This window comes from Betaproteobacteria bacterium, assembly GCA_016194905.1.
GTDB lineage: Bacteria > Pseudomonadota > Gammaproteobacteria > Burkholderiales > JACQAP01 > JACQAP01.
Map to the genome: position 1 here is coordinate 39,296 of JACQAP010000009.1, position 20,082 is coordinate 59,377.

Consider the following 20,082-nt stretch of genomic DNA (forward strand, 5'->3'; position numbering starts at 1 on the left):
CTATAAATCCGAGCGCACGTCGACGAACCGGCCGGCAATCGCCGCTGCCGCCGCCATCGCCGGGCTGACCAAGTGGGTACGCCCGCCCGCGCCTTGACGTCCCTCGAAATTGCGGTTCGACGTCGAAGCGCAACGTTCGCCCGGTTCGAGGCGATCATCGTTCATTGCCAGGCACATCGAACAGCCGGGTTGACGCCACTCGAAGCCGGCTGCAACGAAGATCTTGTCGAGTCCTTCCTTCTCGGCTTGCTCCTTCACGAGGCCGGAGCCGGGCACAACCATCGCCAGCCGTACATTTGAAGCGACCCGCCGGCCGCGCACGACACGAGCGGCAGCCCGCAAGTCTTCGATGCGCGAGTTGGTACAGGAACCGATGAATACCTTGTCGATGCGGATGTCCGTGATCTGCGTATTCGGCTTGAGTCCCATGTAAGTCAGCGCGCGTTCCATGCCTTCGCGCTTGGTCTCGTCCTTCTCCTTGTCCGGATCGGGCACGCGGCCATCCACCGGCACCACCATTTCCGGTGATGTGCCCCACGTGACCTGCGGCTTGATTTCGCGCGCATCCAGCCGCACGACGAAATCGAACCGCGCGTGCTCGTCGCTTGTCAGCGTCCGCCAGTGCGCGACCGCCTTGTCCCACAGATCCCCCTTGGGCGCGAAGGGGCGTCCACGCAGGTATTCGATGGTCGTGTTGTCGACGGCGACCATGCCGGCCCGCGCACCGGCCTCGATCGCCATGTTGCACAAGGTCATGCGTCCTTCCATCGACAGCCCGCGGACGGCGCTGCCGCCAAATTCGACGGCATAGCCGGTGCCGCCCGCCGTGCCGATCCTGCCGATCACCGCCAACGCAACGTCCTTGGCGGTAACCCCGCGACCCAACGGGCCATCGACTTCGACGAGCATGCCCTTCATTTTCTTCTGCATCAGGCATTGCGTGGCGAGCACATGCTCGACTTCGGAAGTGCCGATGCCGTGTGCCAGACAGCCGAATGCACCATGGGTGCTGGTATGCGAATCGCCGCAGACGACGGTCATGCCGGGCAGCGTTGCGCCCTGCTCCGGCCCGATCACGTGCACGATGCCCTGCCGCTTGTCGAGGAATGGGAAATAGACCTTGGCGCCGAATTCCCGGATGTTCGCGTCTAGGGTCTCGACCTGCAGGCGCGAGATCGGATCCTTGATGCCCTGTTCCCAGTGCTGGGTCGGCGTGTTGTGATCGGCCGTGGCGACCACCGAATCGATGCGCCAGGGCCTGCGTCCGGCAAGCTTCAGCCCTTCGAAAGCCTGCGGACTGGTGACTTCATGCACCAGGTGGCGATCGATGTAGATCAGTGCGGTGCCATCCGGTTCTTGCCGCACCAGATGGCTGGCCCAAAGCTTGTCGTAGAGAGTTTGCGGATTCATTGGGTGACTCGAAGCGAACGGAAATTATGACACAAGCCGCTGGTCAGACGGCAGGGCTCGTACGCTAAGAACCGGGTCGGACCGGCAGGGAAATCGGCTTCCAGGCCACCACTATCAGAGCGAGCAGGGCGGCTGTGGCGGCGAAAGTGAAAGTCCATTCGGAACCCAGGGTTTCCCAGGAATAGCCGGCCATCAGCGTACCCAGCGTGCCTCCCAATCCGTACCCCAGGCTGGTGTAGATCGCCTGGCCGCGCGCCTGGTTACGGCCGCGGAAAATCTGATGCATCATCGCCACGCCCGCGGAATGAAAGGCGCCAAAGGTAATGGCGTGCAACAACTGCGCCGCCAGCAAAATCCACAGCGACCCGACTCCCCAGCCGATCATTAGCAGGCGCACAAAGGCGCAGCCAAAACTGAACAGCAGTATCTGGTTCAGACTATAGGCACGCATTAGCCTTGGTAGCAGCACGAAGAGCCCGATTTCCGCGATCACGCCCAGCGACCACAACCATCCGACCGCTTTTTTCGAATAGCCAGCCTCGACCAGGTGAATCGAATAGAAAGCGTTATAGGGTCCGTGGGCAACTTGCATGAGGAAAAAGCCGGCCATCAACGCAATCACCTCGGGCCGTGCGACGATGCTGAGGATGGACGCATGGTCTGCATGGTGAGACGGCTCGCGATCTCGCGGCAGGAAAAAAGTGCTGGCTGCCATCAGCGCCAGCAGCATGAGCACCATCGGGGCGAGCGCGCCGATGCCGAAGTAATCGAGCCCATAGCCGCCGGCGATCACCACCGCAACGAAGCCGACCGAGCCCCACAACCTGACGCGTCCATAGACGCCCACGCGGGAGCCCACCAGGCTCAATGTCGCAGATTCGGCGAGCGGCAGTACTCCGCACCAAAATACATTCAGCAGCAACAGCGCCGTGAACATCCAACCGAAGCCGCGATTGAAGAACACGGCTGTGAACACCACTGCGGTGCCCACGGCGGTAAGTCGGATCAGCTGTCCGCGGGCACGGTAGTGATCGGACAGCCAGCCCCAGAGGTTCGGCCCGAAAATCCGCGCCACCGGACTGACTGCCAGCAGTAAGCCGATTTCCGCAGCCGGGTAGCCCAGGGACTTGAGATAGAGCGCGAAGTAAGGCGCGAACGCGCCGATGAACGCGAAATAACAGAAATAGAAGCTGGATAGCCGTTGGTAGAAGGAACCGCGAACCATGGGCAACCGTTCGTTAACCGGTATTTCAATCGGCTTCGCGGTCTTGCCACCAGCGCCACGCCACCCAGCCCCACACGATCGATACCCCGATCCAGGCCAGGATGGAGACGAATCCGGCAATGCTGGTATCCCGATGCAGCACGTGCCAGCGCGAGAAGATCTCGGTCCAGTCGTGCTCGCCGTTGCCCACCAGCGGCAACACTTGCTCGCGCGCGTCCGCCATGTAGCGTGCGATGTTCCAGAAATTTTCGAACAACCAGGCCGCGCACAAAGCAAACGACAGCGCTTCGCGCCGCCACCAGAACGTCGCCGTCGCCACTATCGGGAATACCAATTGCCCGACCGTGCCACCGTAAACCGTGATGCGTTCGCAGAGCAGTAGTCCGAAAAACGGGTGGCCGGCTTCGTGAAAAGCGAGATTGGCACTGTCGAGGATGTGCACCCAGCGCTCTCCCGTATTGGCGAGATAGCAGACGACGACCACCAGCAGCGAAGAAGCAACGAAGGCGATAGACCCGACCGGACGCCACTCCTTCTCGTTGACTTCGACTAGGCGCTCCAGCCAGGACACGAGTAAGGGCGATCAGGCTTCGTCGGGATCGGGATCGTTGGCCACCGGGGCATCTTGCCTCGCAGCACCCGCAGGCGCCTGAGCGGCAATCCTGGGCGTCGTGGTCCGCACGTCGGCGTTCTGCGCACGCTGGCGCAGCGCGTGATCCATCAGCACCAGCGCCAGCATCGCTTCGGCAATCGGCGTAGCGCGAATGCCCACGCAGGGATCGTGGCGGCCGGTGGTCTCAACTATCGTCGGCGCACCGCTCTTGTCGATCGAACGGCGCGGCAGCCGGATGCTCGATGTCGGCTTGACGGCGATATTCACGACGATGTCCTGGCCGGTGGAAATTCCGCCGAGGATGCCGCCGGCGTTGTTGGACAGGAAGCCTTGCGGCGTCATCTCATCGCCGTGCTCGGTGCCCTTCTGTTCGACCGATGCGAAGCCGGCACCGATTTCCACGCCCTTGACCGCGTTGATTCCCATCATCGCGTAGGCGATGTCGGAATCGAGCTTGTCATAAACCGGTTCGCCCCAGCCTACCGGCACACCGTGCGCGACCGCGGTAATCCGCGCGCCACAGGAGTCGCCTGACTTGCGCAGCTTGTCCATGAATGCCTCGAGTTGCGGCACGATGTCGGGGTCGGCAGAAAAAAATGGGTTTTGGTCAACCGATTCCCAGGTTTTGAAGGGGATCCGGATCGGACCGAGCTGCGACATGTGGCCGCGGATCTCCACGCCGTGATGCTCGCGCAGCCATTTGCGGGCGATGGCCGCGGCGGCAACCCGCACGGCCGTTTCCCGGGCCGACTGGCGCCCGCCACCGCGAAAGTCGCGGATGCCGTATTTCTGCCAGTACGTGTAATCGGCGTGGCCCGGGCGAAAGGTTTCGGAAATATTGCCGTAATCCTTGCTGCGGCTGTCCTGATTTCGGATGAGCAGGGCGATCGGCGTGCCGGTGGTCTGGCCTTCGAACACCCCGGAAAGGATTTCCACGGCGTCGGGCTCGCGGCGCTGCGTTACATGGCGGGATGTACCGGGCTTGCGGCGATCGAGGTCTTTCTGGATGTCTGCTTCGGAGAGCGCCAGTCCGGGTGGACAACCGTCCACGACACAGCCGATCGCGGGTCCGTGGCTTTCCCCGAAAGAGGTTACGCAGAACAACTTTCCGAGCGTATTGCCGGACATGGTGGGATATAGAAACTTTTTTGGAGTTTAACATAGGCCTCCAAGCTTACCTCCCTTCTCGCAGCGCCGTTCCGCGGCTTCATGACGCGAAAAAGCTGCCGGGCGAACCGGGTGCAGCGCCCTAGGGCGGGAAGAATTAGAGTCAAGATCTCATGACCATGGATCCTCGAGACCGACCACCCGCAAGCGCAAGCCCACGGCTGCCAACAGGACTTCGCATCGTGCGTTCAACTCCACCCGCACCGCTTTCCGCGCCGCTTAACGAGGCCGACACCGCCTCTGCTCAACGGCTTCAGATGGTAATCGACGCAATGCCGTTTTCCATCGCGTATGCGGACCGTGACTTCCGCTATGTAATCGTCAACCGGCGCTTCGAGGAATTGTTCAATCGGCCGCGTGCCGATGTGATCGGGAAATACACCTGGGAAGTGATCGGGCAGGATCTTTTCGACCACATCCGCCCCTACATGGATCAGGTCATGGCAGGGCGGGAAGTGAAGTATGAACGCGACGCCGTGGACGAAAAAGGTCGCGTTCAGCGCGTCGAGGTTCAGTACCTGCCGCAGATCGCCGGGGACGGTACTGTCCTTGGACATTTCGGCATTTTGCAGGACATCACCGAACGCAAACGCAACGAGGCGTTGCTGCGATTTCTTGCCAGCCATGACCAACTCACGCGATTGCCGAATCGTTCCCGCTTCCTGGAGCAGCTCACCTCGGAGATCGCACGCGCAACGCGATACGGGTACAAGATCGGCGTCCTGTTCATCGACCTCGATCGCTTCAAGAATGTTAACGATACGCTGGGGCACGACAGCGGAGATTCCCTTCTGGTGGCCGTTGCGCAACGCTTGCGCGACACCCTGCGCGAAGTCGACATGGTTGCGCGGCTTGGCGGCGACGAATTCACTGCCATCCTGAGCGAGATAAGGAATCCGCAGGAGGCCGCGGCCTCGGCGCAACGCCTACTCGATGCGCTGGCCGAGCCTGTTGAAATCAACGGCCAGGAAATATTTGCCGGGGCCAGCATCGGGATCAGCATCTTCCCCGACAACGGCACGGACACCAAGACGCTGCTTCGCAATGCCGACATGGCGATGTATCGCGCCAAGGAACTCGGCAGGAGCACTTTCCAGTTCTTCTTACACGAGACCACGACGTCATCCGTGGAGAGACTGCAACTGGAAACCCATCTTCGGCGCGCCGCGGAGCGGGGCGAGTTCATCCTGCATTACCAGCCGATCGTGGACGTGGACAGCAACCGCATTGTCGGCATGGAATCGTTGATGCGATGGAATCGTCCGGATACCGGCCTGGTTTCGCCGGCCACCTTCATCCCGCTCGCGGAGGAAACCGGGCTGATCGTGCCCATAGGCGATTGGGTGCTCGAAGCCGCCTGCCGGCAAGCCCGTGCCCTGCACGAAAGCGGTCATGCCGGGCTGCGCGTGGCGGTCAACCTCTCGCCCAAGCAGTTCCGCCGCCGCGACTTGGCCCAGACGATGGCGGACATGCTCGCGAAGACGGGACTTGCAGCGCAACATCTCGAGCTGGAGATTACCGAGAGCAGCGTAATGGAAAACCCCGAGACTGCGGTACGCACATTGCACGCGCTCAGAGAAATGGGGGTGCATCTTTCCGTCGACGATTTCGGCACAGGATATTCGTCGCTGTCGCAACTTAAGCGTTTTCCGATCAGCGCGCTCAAGGTCGATCAATCCTTTGTCAGGGATATTCCGGCCGACGAAGACAATGCCGCGATCGCCAGTGCAATTATCGCGATGGGGCAACGGCTGCGCCTCACGCTGGTCGCCGAAGGTGTCGAAACGCCCGTACAACTTGCCTTCCTGCGCGAGCGCGGCTGCCGGTACGTGCAAGGCTTTCTGTTCAGCCGCCCGCTGCCGGCCGACAGACTGTCCGTGTTGCTGGCAAACGGCCTGCCGCGTCATTCCTCCTGAAGCACATTGCACCAGCGCCAAGTCGCCGCCGCACAATGCGCCCGCGAGTCGGGTGCATTAGAATCCGGATTTCGATCCGCCTTCGATTGCGACTCCGATGCGCCAGTATCTTGATCTCATGCGTCACATTCTCGAGCAGGGCAACCGGAAGCAGGACCGCACTGGCACCGGCACCTTCAGCGTTTTCGGGCCGCAGTTGCGCTTCGACCTGCAGGCCGGTTTTCCTTTGCTGACCACCAAGAGGGTTCACCTCAAGTCGATCATCCACGAATTGCTGTGGTTCCTGAAGGGTGAGACCAACACCCGATATCTCAAGGAAAACGGCGTGAGCATCTGGGACGAGTGGGCCGACGAAAACGGCGAACTCGGCCCGGTCTACGGTTACCAGTGGCGCTCCTGGCCGGCGCCGGACGGGCGGCATATCGATCAGATCTCCAAGGTCATCGAGGACATCAAGAGCAATCCGAACTCGCGGCGCCTGATCGTCTCCGCGTGGAATGTGGCAGATCTCGACAAGATGGCGCTGCTGCCCTGCCACGCGTTCTTCCAGTTCTACGTCGCCGACGGGAAACTCTCCTGCCAGCTTTATCAGCGCAGCGCCGACCTGTTCCTCGGCGTGCCGTTCAACATTGCGTCGTACGCCTTGCTGACCCTGATGGTGGCGCAGGTTTGCGGATTGAACCCCGGCGAGTTCGTCCATGCGCTCGGGGACACCCATCTCTATTCGAATCATCTGGAGCAAGCCCGCGAGCAGCTGACGCGCGCACCACGCAAGCTGCCGGCAATGAAGCTCAATCCCGCGATCAGGAACATCTTCGACTTCAAGTACGAAGACTTCGCGCTCGAAGCCTACGACCCCCATCCCGCGATCAAGGCGCCGGTTGCCGTGTAGCGGTGACAGGTGATCCGCAATTGGTGATCAGCAGCGCGTATGGGCAGAAGCCCCGGATTTCCATCATCGTCGCGATGGCGCAGAACCGAGTCATCGGCGCCAACAACACGCTACCCTGGCATCTGTCGACGGATCTCAAGCGCTTCAAGGCGCTGACCATGGGACATCACATCATCATGGGTCGCAAGACCTTCGAGTCGATCGGACGACTGCTTCCGGGTAGAACGAGCATCGTCATCACGCGCAACCCGGCCTTCAAATTCGAAGGCGTTTTGACTGCGCGCAGTCTGCCTGACGCACTGGAGGAAAGTGCTGGCGAAGAAGAAGTCTTCGTTATCGGCGGCGAGCAGATTTTCCGAGACGCGCTACCCCTGGCCACCCGCATCCATGCAACCGAGATCGCGTGCGACTACGAAGGAGACGCGCTCTTTCCGGCCATCGACCGCGCCCAGTGGCAGGTGACGAGCGCGGCGACGTTCGCGGAAGGAGAGATTAGCGGTCGCTTCGTGACGTACGACAGGACGATCGCCCGCTGATCAGACCGCGCGCACGCTTCCGTCCGCAAGAACATGCAAATTTACAGGTGGCTTGCCATTGCGCCATCGCATCACCATCGCATCGAGAGCGTATTCATAGCTGCGGACATAATCCTCGGTCCGGAACATTAGCGCCTCGCTGCGCGCGCGCAGCAAACGTCGTCGGACCGCCTGCAACTCCTCCGGTCTGGTTGCGAGTCGAAGGGCGGTGCTGCGATAGTCGTTGAATGTTTCGACGATGAGATCGGACATCCCCAGCGCAGAAAGGATGCTGGCTGCCTGACGCGACGCGAAATGATCGCGCATGATCGAGAGCAATGGCAGCCCCATCCACAGGGCATCGCAAGCCGTCGTCGCGGCAGTAAATTGCGGCGTATCGAGAAAAAGGTCAGCCAGACGGTAGCGTGAAAAATAGCGCGCTCTCGATTCGTGGCGCGCGAATACAAGCCTCGCCGGATCCATTCTCCTGGATCGTGCTTCCGCACGCAGATTCGCTTCGATCGCGGGATTCCGCGCCACCAACCAGAGCACCGCATCCGGTAACTCATGCAGCAGCGACATCCATACGGAAAAGATTTCGGGATCGATCTTGTAAGCGTTGTTGTGGCTGCAAAAGACGAAAGCGCCATCCGGCAAACCGTACTCGGCACGAGTGACGGGCTCCGCTGGCGTGGCCTGCGCATTGTCGTAGATGAAGAAGGAGCCGGGCATGAACACCAGCTTCTCCCGCCAGAATTTTTCCTGCCCGGGTGGTGTCGCGATCCGATCGGTGATCCGGTAGTCCATCCACGGCGCACCCATCGTTCCAGGGAAACCGATATGCGCGAGCTGCACAGGGGCGGGCCGAAAAGCTGCGATACCGGGACGACAATTCTGGGTGTATCCGCCGAAATCGACGAGCACATCAATATCATCGCTGCTGATCAGCCGGGCCGCTTCCAGATCGCTCATATTGCGTAAATCAACGAATCGGTCGGCGGTATTCTTGATTGATTCGCGAATTTTGGCGCCGTCGTCCGGCCCGATGCTGTAAGCGAACACGTCAAACCGATTCCGATCGTGCATGCGAAACAGCGGGTACGACAGGTAAGCGTTAAGGTGCTCGCAAAAATCTGCCGATAGATAGCCGATCCGGATGCGGTCGCCGCCGCGTCTGTAGGTAAAGCGCTGCCCCGTCTCAGCAACTGCGGCAGCGTAACGGTCCCCGATGACACACGCGATACGATGCGGTACTTCCGGGGGAAATGGCACGGTCAGCGAATGGTAAGCCAGCGGCAGATCTATGCGTGCGGCTGCGTCTTCGCCCGCGTTCATCACCAGTTCTTTGATCCGTTCGATGTAGATCTCGCGCATCGACCAGTCGCAGTGCACGAGGCGGTGGTAGCCGCGATAAAGGAACACCAGCCGCGGGTCGAAAGCACGATCTAGGGAAGGATCCGCGGGAGCGACGGTGTCAATGTATTTGCGCATCGCTCCCGGAGAGATGGCGTCGGCCGTATCGAAAGCACGTTGCGCGTCCTCGAAGTGCCCAAGATCCGACAATGCCAATCCGCGGTCCACGTGCGCTTGCGCGTGTCGCGGGTCGAGTTCGATCGCACGGTCGCACGCGGCAAGCGCTTCCTGGCTCCGGCCAAGTCCCAACAAAGCCTCGGCGAGATTGAAGTGAGCATCGGCGGAGTCAGGCTGAAAGACAATGAGCCGGCGGTTGTTGTCGACGGCATTCTCGTAACGCCCGAGAACCATTAGCACGGCACCCCGGTTGAGCCATGCCGGCGCGAACAACGCATCCGCAGCAATCGCCGCATCGTAAGCGGCGAGGGATTCCTGAAGCCGGGCCAATCGTTCCAACACGATGCCTCGGTTATACAACGTGGGTGCGTCAGAGGGGGCGAGTGCCACTGCACGATCGAGGATATCGATGGCCTGAGCCGGCTGCCCCTCCTCGGTCAAGACCGTCGCCATTGCGTTCAGAGCAGGAACAAACGCGGGCGCAAGTTCGCTGGTTTTTCGAAACGCATTAATGGCACCAAGCCGCTCGCCCAGTGCATGCAGACTGGCCCCGAGGACGAACCACAACGGTGCCTGGTCCGGAAAAACAGCAAGCGCGCGCTCCGCTATCACACGCGCCTGCGACCAGCTCCCCTCGCCGAAGAGTTCGCGAACTCGGCTCAGTTCCTTTTCGAGGTTCAACTGGATCGAGCGGCCGCTGTGGTAGCTGGGATCCTATGCCTTATCGGCTCGCTGCCTTGTCGGCTCGCGAACAAATTGATGGCGCTCCAAACAAAATTCAGCGGCGCTCCTCCGAAGATCGTTTCGAGTAGGCCCTCGCGGACCGCACCCTTCCGCAAGGAAGGACCGGTATCCGGCAGATATCGGAGGTCAAGAAAAGTCGCTTGATCACTACCTCGCAAACGCCGCAGCACCAACCAGGTTGGCGTTAATTCCATAGACCATCCCGGCACGTACCGCGTTCGGGCCGAACAGGGCGCCGTCTGCCTGAACAAAGCAACTCCCACCGCAGCTCCCCGACAGGAAAAACGTAGAACCGGAATTGGAACCCGACAGCGTCGCACTCAGCGGGGAGCCATTAATCGTCCAGGTCATTGCCGCACTGACGGGATTCGATACCCCAAACGTTATGGAGAGCGTCGCGCTATTCAGGGAGCCAACCACTTGATCCGAGCCATTCGTGACGGGAGTCGCACCGATCAGAGAGTATGTCGCGGTCGTACCCCCCAGATTTGCCAAGTCCGACGACGGAACCGGCGAACCAATGACGAAGTGGAAAACATTGCCGCCAAATGTCGAGGGCGTCAGCGATCTAAATGTTCCCCAGGCAACAATCCCGTCATTGCCACCCATTTGCACCGAGGTCACATTCTGAGAGTTGAAACCCGTGAGTGTGCCTTGTGAGTCAAAGACCATCGGTGCGGTAGAGCCGGAGCTGGCACATAGTCCATCGCACAGGTTGCCAGACACGAAGTCCAATTTCAGCGCGCCAGTCAGAATAAACCCTGGTACCGGGTTACCAGAAGCGTCAGTATTTTCTCCCTGAGTAAAATGCACCGGAGGCGTTGTCGGCTCCGGCGGCGGCAGGTCGGTGCGCTTGTTGGTCAGCACGGGCTTGACCTCCTGCGTCTGCACGTAATAGGACTCGCCATTGGTCACGCTCAGGCAGCCCGCGCCATTGCACACTTCGATCTGGCCTTCGCCTACCGTGCCGGTGACCGACTTGCCGTATTGGATGGTGTATTCGGTGCCGCGGATACCGATGGTCGCCACGGAAGTGCTGACCTGATAGTTTTGTTTGTTGCTGCGGCCCACCAGTCCGGTGATGGTGCGCAAACCCCCTTTGAGCAAGCTGAAGAAGCCTTTCTCGTTGCCGTCCTGCTTGCCGTCGAAACGGTACTGGTCGATGCGGAATTGGGATTCGGGTTGCAGCGAGACGTAGGCCCCGTCGGTGAAGCGCAATTGGGCGCGCCCGCCGTTGGTGTTCACGGTGTCGCCTTGTTCGATCTGCGCCCCCTTGCCCAGCGGGCGGCTCTGCCCATTGGACCCCACCGCAGTGACGTTTCCCACCGCAAAATCCACTTGCGCGGCGGTCGCCGAGTATCCGATGACCGGGTAGGCCGAGGCAATCAGCGCGAGCAACGCCGCACGGCCGTTCAAACTAAAGCGATCTTGAGGCATGTTTACCTCTCCCTGAATTGTGCAACCTCGTTCAAATCCGACGGCCGCGAATGTTGTAACGCCCCTGTTTGCGCCATCGTCCGTCACTTCCGTGACGTTTAACGTCCTATAAATCCCGACTCCTACGGCACCTGACCGGCGATACCCGGTCGGTCACGTAGCGGCATCAACAAAACAACCGATCCCTCGACGATCCAAAGCGAAACGTATGCCACTAAGACAGCCTGGCCGGGCATCGCCTTGCATATCCCCCCCGCCGTCGCCCGGCGGTCACATATCCTGCCGCAAAGTGATCTGATAAATCACCCGGTCGAAATGATATATGTCGATGTTCGATCTACTATCGGTCCAGCTGATCTGAGGCGTAATGCGCAGGTTCTTCTTCGGAACGAAGATCAAGCCACCGGAAGCACTGTATTGGGTGTCCTTGCGATCGACCAGGAAGAACGGATCGGGGCCGCCATATTCGCGCCGTTCGCCGCTGGCGTTGGCGAATATCGAGTACTTCTCGTTCAGATTCCATTGCGCTCCGAAACGCGCGCCGTAGATGTCGTTTCCGAGCTGGGGCACATTGTCGGCTTTTTCCTTCTCCGTACCACCATACAATCCCACGTAAGTGATCACCGTTCCGCGGCCGAATGCGTGGGCGTAGCCGACGCCGCCGATGTAACGGTCGGCATCGCGGATCTGCTGGCTCGGATAAACCAGATCGCTGTATTGCAGGAATACGCTGATCTGATTGCGCGAGTCGAAATCGTGCTGCCACTGCCCGGTAACACCTGATGCATTGCGATAAGCGTCGCTATAGACCTGCGGATCGTCGACGAAGAACGAGTTGTACTGCGCGGCCAGCGTGAAGGTGTCGCGATCCCAGCGGTAACTCAGACCCAGATTCGCGTCCAAGTAGTAAGTGGAAAATTTGTCCTCGCTGGTATTGGTCTTGTTCTGGTAGGTCAGGCCGCCGAAAAGGGCGAGTTGCTTCGAAAAGGGATGCTGGAAGTTCACTCCACCGCCGAAGCTGATGAATTCGTCATCCAGTTTCGTCGCGGTGGACGCCAGCGTAAATACCAGGCCGCCGAACGCCGGTATGGCCACCTGATTTTCAGCCGTAGCACTGTTCACATTCGTGTCGTAGCCGATGCCGACTTCCACGAAACCGCGGATGGTGGTGCGCTCGGATTCCTGGACGCGCGTAATTGCATCGAGGAAGCGATCGATGGTCGCGGAAACCTCCGGCGGCACTTCCTGCTTCTTGACGTTTTCGAATTCGCGCTTGGCAGCTTCGGTTTCCTTCAGGTTGTAGTAGGCACGTGCGATCTGGGCGCGGGCCTGGGCGCTGTTCGGCTGGACCGCGAGCACGCGCTCCAGAGCGAAGACGGCTTCGGTGTTCCTGCCAAGTTCCAGTGCCGCCGAACCCAGCAAATAGTCGTAGTCCGGATCTCCTGCACGGGTCGACTGCAGGGGGATGAGGAGGTTGTAGGCCTCCTGCGCATTGCCGTTCTCGAGTTGTTGCCTAGCCTTCAGCAGCAGATCGTCGGCAGCGAATCCAGAAAGCGGAAGGACAACGATGAACGACAGTAGCAATGCGAACTGCCTTAGACGCCGCATGAGCATACCCCTTATATTCAATGTGCAACGTAAACCGCGACTTTAAAAGGCTTTTTATCGCCCGAACCTTACCGAACTGGCGACCCAGCGTCAAACCCTTTAGACGCCGCAAGGCCAGCGTCAATGCCCAAGGAAGCTATTGCGGCAGCGCGGTCGGGTTAACCGGCCTGCTCAGTTCTGGCGCACGCAATCCACGAAATACCGCAGCTCTCCGGCCGAGTTCTCTTCGACCAGACCGTGGATGTCGGTATCGAAGCCGGGGAAGGTGCGGTTGAATTCGCGCGCGAACTGGAGATAGCGCACGATCGTCCGGTTGAATCGCTCGCCGGGGACCAGCAGCGGAATGCCGGGCGGATAAGGCGTCAACAGCACGCTGGTGACGCGACCTTCCAGCTTGTCGATCTCGACACGGTCGATTTCCCGGTGTGCCATTGCCGCGAACGCGTCCGAAGGCTTCATTGCCGGCTGCATATCGGAGAGATACATCTCGGTGGTAAGCCGCGCCACGTCGTTCGCCTTGTACATGCCATGGATCTGCTCGCACAAATCGCGCATGCCCAGGCGCTCATAGCGCGGATGCGCCTGACAGAATTCCGGAAGGATGCGCCACAGCGGCTGGTTCTTGTCGTAATCGTCCTTGAACTGTTGCAACGCGGTCACCAGCGTATTCCACCGGCCTTTGGTGATGCCGATGGTGAACATGATGAAGAACGAGTAGAGGCCGGTCTTCTCCACGATCACGCCGTGCTCGGCCAGATACCGGGTCACGATCGCTGCGGGAATGCCGGTCTTGGCGAACTTGCCCGACACGTCCAGGCCGGGCGTGATGACGGTCGCCTTGATCGGGTCGAGCATGTTGAAGCCGGGCGCAAGGTTTCCGAAGCCGTGCCACTTCTCGCTGGACTTGAGAATCCACTCCTCGCGCGAACCTATGCCCTCCTGGGCAAGCTTTTCCGGGCCCCACACCTTGAACCACCAGTCCTTGCCGAATTCTTCGTCGACCTTGCGCATGGCGCGGCGGAAGTCGAGCGCTTCGACAATCGATTCCTCGACCAGCGCCGTGCCGCCGGGAGGTTCCATCATGGCCGCCGCCACATCGCAGGAAGCGATGATCGCGTACTGCGGCGAAGTCGAGGTATGCATCAGGTAGGCCTCGTTGAATGCGTGGCGGTCGAGCTTCCTGGTCTGCGACTCCTGCACGAGTATCTGTGACGCCTGCGAGATGCCGGCCAGCAGTTTGTGCGTGGAGTGCGTGGCATAGATGATCGAATCCTTGGTGCGCGGCCGGTCCTTGCCGATCGCATGCATGTTCTTGTAGAAATCGTGAAAAGTCGCGTGTGGCAGCCAAGCCTCGTCGAAATGCAGGGTGTCAATCGAGGAATTCAGCGTGTCCTTGAGCATTTCGACGTTGTAGAGCACGCCGTCGTAGGTGCTTTGGGTGATGGTCAGGATGCGCGGCTTCTTGCGCTTCACGGCGCGCGCAAACGGATTGGCATCGATTTTTTTCTGGATGTTCTCGGGCTTGAATTCGTCGAGCGGGATCGGACCGATAATGCCGAGATGGTTGCGCGTCGGCGTGAGGAACACCGGGATCGCACCCGTCATGGTGATCGCGTGCAGGATGGAAACGTGGCAGTTGCGGTCCACGACGACGATGTCGTCCGGCGCCACGTTAGCGTGCCAGACCATCTTGTTCGACGTCGAGGTGCCGTTGGTGACGAAGAAGCAGTGATCCGCGTTGAAGATGCGGGCGGCATTGCGCTCGGAGGCCGCGACCGGTCCGGTATGGTCGAGCAACTGGCCGAGTTCGTCGACCGCGTTGCAGACGTCGGCGCGCAACATGTTCTCGCCGAAGAACTGGTGGAACATCTGCCCGACCGGGCTCTTGAGAAAAGCGACCCCGCCGGAGTGTCCCGGGCAGTGCCACGAGTACGAGCCGTCCTGGGCGTAATGCACCAGCGCGCGGAAAAACGGCGGTGAAAGTCCGTCGAGATAGGCGCGCGCTTCGCGAATGATGTGGCGCGCGACGAACTCCGGTGTGTCCTCGAACATGTGGATGAAGCCGTGCAGCTCGCGCAGGATATCGTTCGGGATATGGCGCGAGGTGCGCGTCTCGCCGTACAGATAAATCGGAATGTCGGCGTTCCTGAAACGCAGTTCCTGGACAAAGGCACGCAGCGTCTTCAGTGCCTTGTTGGTTTCCTCTTCCGAGCCGGCTCCGAATTCTTCGTCGTCGATCGACAAAATGAAGGCCGACGCGCGGCTTTGCTGTTGCGCGAAGGAGGACAGGTCTCCGTAGCTGGTGACGCCGAGTACTTCCATGCCCTCGTCTTCGAGCGCCTTGGCGAGCGCCCTGACACCCAGGCCGCTCGTATTTTCCGAGCGATAGTCTTCGTCGATGATGACGACCGGGAAGCGAAACTTCATGCTGATCTCCCTGCAGGAACCGCTGGCGTTGAAAGCCGGCGGATTGGAATGCTTGCGTGATGTGGCCTGGCCACGTGTGGAATGACGTTCTAGATCTTGGGAAGCGTGACGCCTTTTTGACCCTGGTACTTCCCGCCGCGGTCGCGGTAGGAAGTCTCGCAGATGTCATCCGGGTCGGACTCGAAGAAGACCACTTGCGCGACTCCCTCGTTGGCGTAAATCTTGGCCGGCAGCGGCGTGGTATTGGAAAACTCCAGCGTCACGAAACCCTCCCATTCCGGCTCGAAAGGCGTGACGTTGACGATGATGCCGCAACGCGCGTAGGTCGACTTGCCGAGGCAGATGGTCAACACGTTGCGCGGGATGCGGAAATACTCCACCGTGCGCGCGAGTGCGAAGGAATTCGGCGGAATGATGCAGACATCGCCGCTGACATCGACAAAAGACTTTTCGTCGAAATTCTTCGGATCCACCATCGTCGAATTGATGTTGGTGAAGATCTTGAAGTCCCTCGAGCAGCGTATGTCGTAACCGTAGCTCGAGGTGCCGTAGGAAACTATCCTGCGGCCGTTGATCTCCCGCACCTGCCCGGGCTCGAACGGCTCGATCATGCCCTGCTCCCGAGCCATGCGGCGGATCCACTTGTCCGACTTGATGCTCATAGCTTCGCTTGAGAGGTAAGGCGTAAGGCGTGAGGCGTGAGGCGTAAAAAGCAAGGCGCCAACGCGGCCTCGGTGCTCCCGGTTTTTTCCCGCCTCACGCCTCTCGCCTCACGCTTTCTCCTTACGTGTTCTGGATGACGATCTTCGGAAACACCGCGCTGTGATCCTTGGCCAGCTCCGCGATGCGGGCGGCCACCTTGCGGGCGATCTCCTTGTAGATCTGTGCCGAGCGGCTGTCCGGCTCGGCGACCACGGTCGGCCTGCCCGAATCCGCATGCTCGCGGATCTTGATGTCCAGCGGCAGGCTGCCCACTACGTCCACCTTGTAGTCCTTGCTCATCCGCGCGGCGCCACCTTCGCCGAAGACGTGCTCTTCGTGGCCGCAGTTCGAACAGATGTGAACGCTCATGTTCTCCACCAGGCCGAGGATCGGCACACCGACCTTCTCGAACATCTTGAGGCCCTTGCGTGCATCGATCAGCGCGATGTCCTGCGGCGTGGTGACTATAACGGCACCGGTGACCGGAACTTTCTGCGACAGCGTCAGTTGGATATCGCCCGTGCCGGGCGGCAGGTCCACCACCAGATAGTCCAGGTCCTTCCATTGCGTGTCGCGCAGCAGTTGTTCCAGCGCCTGGGTCACCATAGGCCCGCGCCAGACCATCGGCGTATCCACGTCGATCAGCAGCCCGATGGACATCGCCTGCACGCCGTAATTCACCATCGGCTCGATGGTCTTGCCGTCCGGCGACATCGGCTTCCCCGTCAGACCCATCATCACCTGCTGGGACGGACCATAGATATCGGCATCCAGCAATCCGACCTTGGCCCCTTCGGCGGCAAGCGCCAGCGCAAGGTTCACGGCGGTCGTGGACTTGCCCACCCCGCCCTTGCCGGAGGCGACCGCGATTACATTCTTGACGCCGCCCAGCAGCTTGAGCCCGCGCTGGACGGCGTGGGCGACGATCTTGACCTGCACCTCGACGCTGACCTTGCCTACCCCGGCGATCTTGCCGATGCGATCGGTCAATTCCCGGCGGATTCCTTCGACCACGCTTTTGGCCGGATAGCCCAGTACGATTTCCAGGGATACATCACTGCCGTCGACGCGGATATTGCGGACTTCCTTGCCGGTGACGTAGTCCTTGCCGGTAGCCGGATCGATGAACGTCTGGAGTGCTGCCTTGACCTGCTCTTCGCTGATCGCCATGCCTGCTGTCTGGGAATCGGAGGGCCGAATTTTATTCCGAATCTCCGGTCAGTAAAGGGTTTTTACGGGGTCCATTTGCTAGAATCCCCGCTTTTCGCCCCTCTCGAAATGAAGCGCAGGATTCTCGTCACCTCGGCGCTGCCGTACGCCAACGGCAGCATCCACCTCGGCCACCTCGTGGAATACATCCAGACCGATATCTGGGTGCGCTTCCAGAAGATGCAAGGCCACGAGGTGCACTACGTCTGCGCCGACGACACGCACGGCACGCCAATCATGCTGCGCGCCGACAAGGACGGCATCACACCCGAGCAACTCATCGACCGGGTGTACGGCGAGCACACCCGTGACTTCGCCGGCTTCCATGTTGCCTTCGACAACTACTACACCACCAATTCGAAGGAAAACCAGGCGTTCTGCGAAGACATCTACCAGCAGCTCCAAGCCAAAGACCTGATCGCGAAGCGCTCGGTCGAGCAGTTCTACGATCCGGTGAAGGCGATGTTCCTGCCGGATCGCTATATCAAGGGCGAATGCCCCAATTGCCACTCGAAGGACCAGTACGGCGATTCCTGCGAGGTCTGCGGCAAGACCTACAGCCCGACCGACCTGATCGATCCCTACTCCGTCGTGTCGGGAGCCAAACCAGAGCGCAAGGCGTCGGAGCACCACTTCTTCAAGCTTTCGGACCGGCGCTGCGAAGATTTTCTGCGCCAGTTCACGCAAAGCGGCGACCGCCTGCAACCGGAGGCGTCGAACAAGATGAAGGAGTGGCTGGGCGACCCGGGTGACAACAAACTCGCGGACTGGGACATTTCACGCGATGCCCCCTACTTCGGCTTCCCGATTCCCGGCACCAACAACCAGAAGTTCTTCTATGTCTGGCTGGATGCGCCGGTGGGCTACTTCGGCAGCTTCCGCAACTATTTCGAGAAACAGGGACGATCGCAGAAGGAAATCGACGAGTTCCTGCGGCCAAGCGGCGATACCGAGATGATGCATTTCATCGGCAAGGACATCCTCTACTTCCACGCCCTGTTCTGGCCGGCGATGCTGCAGTTCGCCGGCTATCGTGTGCCGACGAAAGTCTTTGCGCACGGATTTCTGACGGTGGACGGACAGAAGATGTCCAAGTCGCGCGGGACCTTCATCACGGCCGAAAGCTATCTCCAGCAAGGCCTGAACCCGGAGTGGCTGCGCTACTACTACGCGGCGAAGTTGAATTCGACGATGGAGGACATCGATCTTAACCTCGAAGATTTCGTCGCGCGGGTGAACAGCGATTTGGTCGGCAAGTACGTCAATATAGCCAGTCGATGTGCGGCCATTCTCTCAAAACAGTTCAACGGACAACTCGCACAGGAAGTCCTCGAGGGTAACAAAACCAACCGGCCCTATACGATCACTGCCTATGGCGCAGAGGAGGAAATCCGCGCCGCTTTCGAAGAGCGAGAGTTTGGAAAAGCCATCCGGGCGATCATGGGTGTTTGTGACATGATCAATAAACGGATCGATCAGGACAAGCCTTGGGAATTAGCAAAAGATGCTAGCCGCCGCGATTATCTTCACGACGTCGTATCAGACTGCATCAATGCGTTCAGAATCGTAACGTACTATCTTGCTCCCGTATTGCCGAATACCGCGGAGAATGCGGCGAAGTTTCTTGGCTTGCCGCTGCCCCTTAGTTGGAAAGATCTGTCATCCGGGCTCAACAAGATTGAGCCATACCAGCACCTGATGACCCGCATTGATCAGAAACAGATTGCGGCATTGCTCGAAGCCAACAAGGAAAGCCTGCAATCGGCGCCGCAGTCGCATTCGCCGCAGCGCCATGCCCAGCACCAGGAGAAAGCCGTGGAAGCCGTTACTGCCCCGAGTTTCATCACGATCGACGACTTCAACAAGGTCGAGCTTCGAGTGGCGCGCATCGTCAGCGCGGAGCACGTCGAAGGCGCGGAAAAGCTGCTCAAGCTGCAGCTCGACATCGGCACCGAGACCCGCCAGGTGTTCGCCGGCATCAAGTCGGCCTACGATCCGGCGAAGCTCGTGGGCCGGTTGACGGTCATGGTCGCGAACCTGCAACCACGCAAAATGCGCTTCGGCGAATCGCAAGGCATGGTGCTGGCCGCGAGCGGCGAAGGCCCGGGCATTTTCCTGCTGTCGCCCGACGACGGCGCCCAGCCAGGAATGAAAGTGAAGTGAAGCCGGAAGGGCCGCAGAAACCCGTGAATGTCGTGAATATCGCAAAGGCACGTCTGATCTGCGATCTTCGAATCTACGGCATTCACGACATTCACGATATTCACGTCATTTATGGGCGTAGCCCGGTATCCCGGGGACACGGCCCTTGAAGATCACCCGGCGCCTTCGAATCTTTGGTCGAGTACAAGGTGTGTACTTTCGCGAATCAATGCGAGAGCGTGCGGAGCAGCTCGAAGTGACCGGCTGGGTACGTAATTGCGCAGATGGAACCGTCGAAGCCATTGCGCAGGGAGATGCCTTCGCGGTCGGCCGACTGATCGAGTGGGCGCAACGCGGGCCGGATGCTGCACAGGTGGACAAGGTCGAAGTCGAATCCATGGAAGAAGACGTTCACTACGCGATCTTCGACAAGAAACCGAGTGCCTGAAAAAGCCAGACATTCACCACGGAGAACAGGGAGAGCACGGAGAAAACCGCAAAAACAGACAGAAGCTCGAAAAAACACGAGGGGATTGGTACGGGAG

At 60.0% G+C, this 20,082-nt stretch carries 15 protein-coding genes; 5 read left to right on the forward strand and 10 right to left on the reverse strand.

Annotation, left to right across the window (positions count from 1 at the left end; all coding sequences use genetic code 11):
* The 4 genes from leuC to aroC form a co-directional block, all read right to left on the reverse strand.
* Positions 1–1,410, reverse strand: a complete 1,410-nt coding sequence (gene leuC, locus HY067_05580; protein MBI3527423.1) for a 3-isopropylmalate dehydratase large subunit — start codon at positions 1,408–1,410, stop codon at positions 1–3.
* Between the two features lie 64 nt (positions 1,411–1,474).
* Positions 1,475–2,635 carry an MFS transporter gene (locus HY067_05585; GenBank protein MBI3527424.1) on the reverse strand — a complete coding sequence of 387 codons (1,161 nt, stop codon included), beginning with the start codon at positions 2,633–2,635 and terminating at the stop codon, positions 1,475–1,477.
* Between the two features lie 25 nt (positions 2,636–2,660).
* Positions 2,661–3,206: a hypothetical protein gene (locus HY067_05590; protein ID MBI3527425.1), complete on the reverse strand. Its 546-nt coding sequence runs from the start codon at positions 3,204–3,206 to the stop codon at positions 2,661–2,663.
* A gap of 12 nt (positions 3,207–3,218) precedes the next feature.
* On the reverse strand, positions 3,219–4,376 hold the full coding sequence (gene aroC, locus HY067_05595; GenBank protein ID MBI3527426.1) for a chorismate synthase: 1,158 nt from the start codon (positions 4,374–4,376) through the stop codon (positions 3,219–3,221).
* A 221-nt stretch (positions 4,377–4,597) separates the two neighbouring features.
* Between aroC and HY067_05600 the strand changes: the two genes are divergently transcribed.
* The 3 genes from HY067_05600 (at position 4,598) to HY067_05610 (ending at position 7,759) form a co-directional block, all read left to right on the forward strand.
* Positions 4,598–6,331, forward strand: a complete 1,734-nt coding sequence (locus HY067_05600) for an EAL domain-containing protein (GenBank protein ID MBI3527427.1) — start codon at positions 4,598–4,600, stop codon at positions 6,329–6,331.
* A gap of 97 nt (positions 6,332–6,428) precedes the next feature.
* Positions 6,429–7,223, forward strand: coding sequence for a thymidylate synthase (locus HY067_05605; GenBank protein MBI3527428.1), 795 nt, complete (start codon positions 6,429–6,431; stop codon positions 7,221–7,223).
* 74 nt (positions 7,224–7,297) lie between these two features.
* A complete protein-coding gene (locus HY067_05610) occupies positions 7,298–7,759 on the forward strand; it encodes a dihydrofolate reductase (protein ID MBI3527429.1) in 462 nt (153 codons plus the stop codon).
* Here the strand turns inward: HY067_05610 and HY067_05615 are convergent, their stop codons facing one another.
* The 6 genes from HY067_05615 to apbC all read right to left on the reverse strand — a co-directional run bounded on the left by HY067_05615 (position 7,760) and on the right by apbC (position 17,356).
* A complete protein-coding gene (locus HY067_05615) occupies positions 7,760–9,949 on the reverse strand; it encodes a tetratricopeptide repeat protein (protein MBI3527430.1) in 2,190 nt (729 codons plus the stop codon).
* Between the two features lie 210 nt (positions 9,950–10,159).
* Positions 10,160–11,449, reverse strand: coding sequence for a FecR domain-containing protein (locus HY067_05620; GenBank protein MBI3527431.1), 1,290 nt, complete (start codon positions 11,447–11,449; stop codon positions 10,160–10,162).
* A 270-nt stretch (positions 11,450–11,719) separates the two neighbouring features.
* On the reverse strand, positions 11,720–13,057 hold the full coding sequence (locus HY067_05625) for a DUF560 domain-containing protein (protein MBI3527432.1): 1,338 nt from the start codon (positions 13,055–13,057) through the stop codon (positions 11,720–11,722).
* 171 nt (positions 13,058–13,228) lie between these two features.
* Entirely contained in the window at positions 13,229–15,484 is a 2,256-nt protein-coding gene (locus HY067_05630; GenBank protein MBI3527433.1) for an arginine/lysine/ornithine decarboxylase, read from the reverse strand.
* Between the two features lie 89 nt (positions 15,485–15,573).
* Positions 15,574–16,146 (reverse strand): dCTP deaminase, encoded by a 573-nt coding sequence (locus HY067_05635; GenBank protein ID MBI3527434.1) that lies wholly within the window; start codon positions 16,144–16,146, stop codon positions 15,574–15,576.
* 121 nt (positions 16,147–16,267) lie between these two features.
* Complete coding sequence (apbC, locus tag HY067_05640) at positions 16,268–17,356, reverse strand: iron-sulfur cluster carrier protein ApbC (protein ID MBI3527435.1); 1,089 nt, start codon at positions 17,354–17,356, stop codon at positions 16,268–16,270.
* 108 nt (positions 17,357–17,464) lie between these two features.
* Here apbC and metG point away from each other — a divergent pair, with 108 nt between their 5' ends.
* Positions 17,465–19,558 (forward strand): methionine--tRNA ligase, encoded by a 2,094-nt coding sequence (metG, locus tag HY067_05645; protein MBI3527436.1) that lies wholly within the window; start codon positions 17,465–17,467, stop codon positions 19,556–19,558.
* A gap of 145 nt (positions 19,559–19,703) precedes the next feature.
* On the forward strand, positions 19,704–19,985 hold the full coding sequence (locus tag HY067_05650) for an acylphosphatase (protein ID MBI3527437.1): 282 nt from the start codon (positions 19,704–19,706) through the stop codon (positions 19,983–19,985).
* Positions 19,986–20,082: the final 97 nt, after the last annotated feature.

What these genes read in the sequence shown, in the direction of transcription:
- HY067_05585 (MBI3527424.1), bottom strand. Translation starts at nt 2,635, where the DNA reads ATGGTTCGCGGTTCCTTCTACCAACGGCTATCCAGCTTCTATTTCTGT.
- HY067_05610 (MBI3527429.1), top strand. Translation starts at nt 7,298, where the DNA reads ATGGCGCAGAACCGAGTCATCGGCGCCAACAACACGCTACCCTGGCAT.
- HY067_05605 (MBI3527428.1), top strand. Translation starts at nt 6,429, where the DNA reads ATGCGCCAGTATCTTGATCTCATGCGTCACATTCTCGAGCAGGGCAAC.
- HY067_05620 (MBI3527431.1), bottom strand. Translation starts at nt 11,449, where the DNA reads ATGCCTCAAGATCGCTTTAGTTTGAACGGCCGTGCGGCGTTGCTCGCG.
- apbC (MBI3527435.1), bottom strand. Translation starts at nt 17,356, where the DNA reads ATGGCGATCAGCGAAGAGCAGGTCAAGGCAGCACTCCAGACGTTCATC.
- leuC (MBI3527423.1), bottom strand. Translation starts at nt 1,410, where the DNA reads ATGAATCCGCAAACTCTCTACGACAAGCTTTGGGCCAGCCATCTGGTG.
- HY067_05625 (MBI3527432.1), bottom strand. Translation starts at nt 13,057, where the DNA reads ATGCGGCGTCTAAGGCAGTTCGCATTGCTACTGTCGTTCATCGTTGTC.
- HY067_05635 (MBI3527434.1), bottom strand. Translation starts at nt 16,146, where the DNA reads ATGAGCATCAAGTCGGACAAGTGGATCCGCCGCATGGCTCGGGAGCAG.
- metG (MBI3527436.1), top strand. Translation starts at nt 17,465, where the DNA reads ATGAAGCGCAGGATTCTCGTCACCTCGGCGCTGCCGTACGCCAACGGC.
- HY067_05630 (MBI3527433.1), bottom strand. Translation starts at nt 15,484, where the DNA reads ATGAAGTTTCGCTTCCCGGTCGTCATCATCGACGAAGACTATCGCTCG.
- aroC (MBI3527426.1), bottom strand. Translation starts at nt 4,376, where the DNA reads ATGTCCGGCAATACGCTCGGAAAGTTGTTCTGCGTAACCTCTTTCGGG.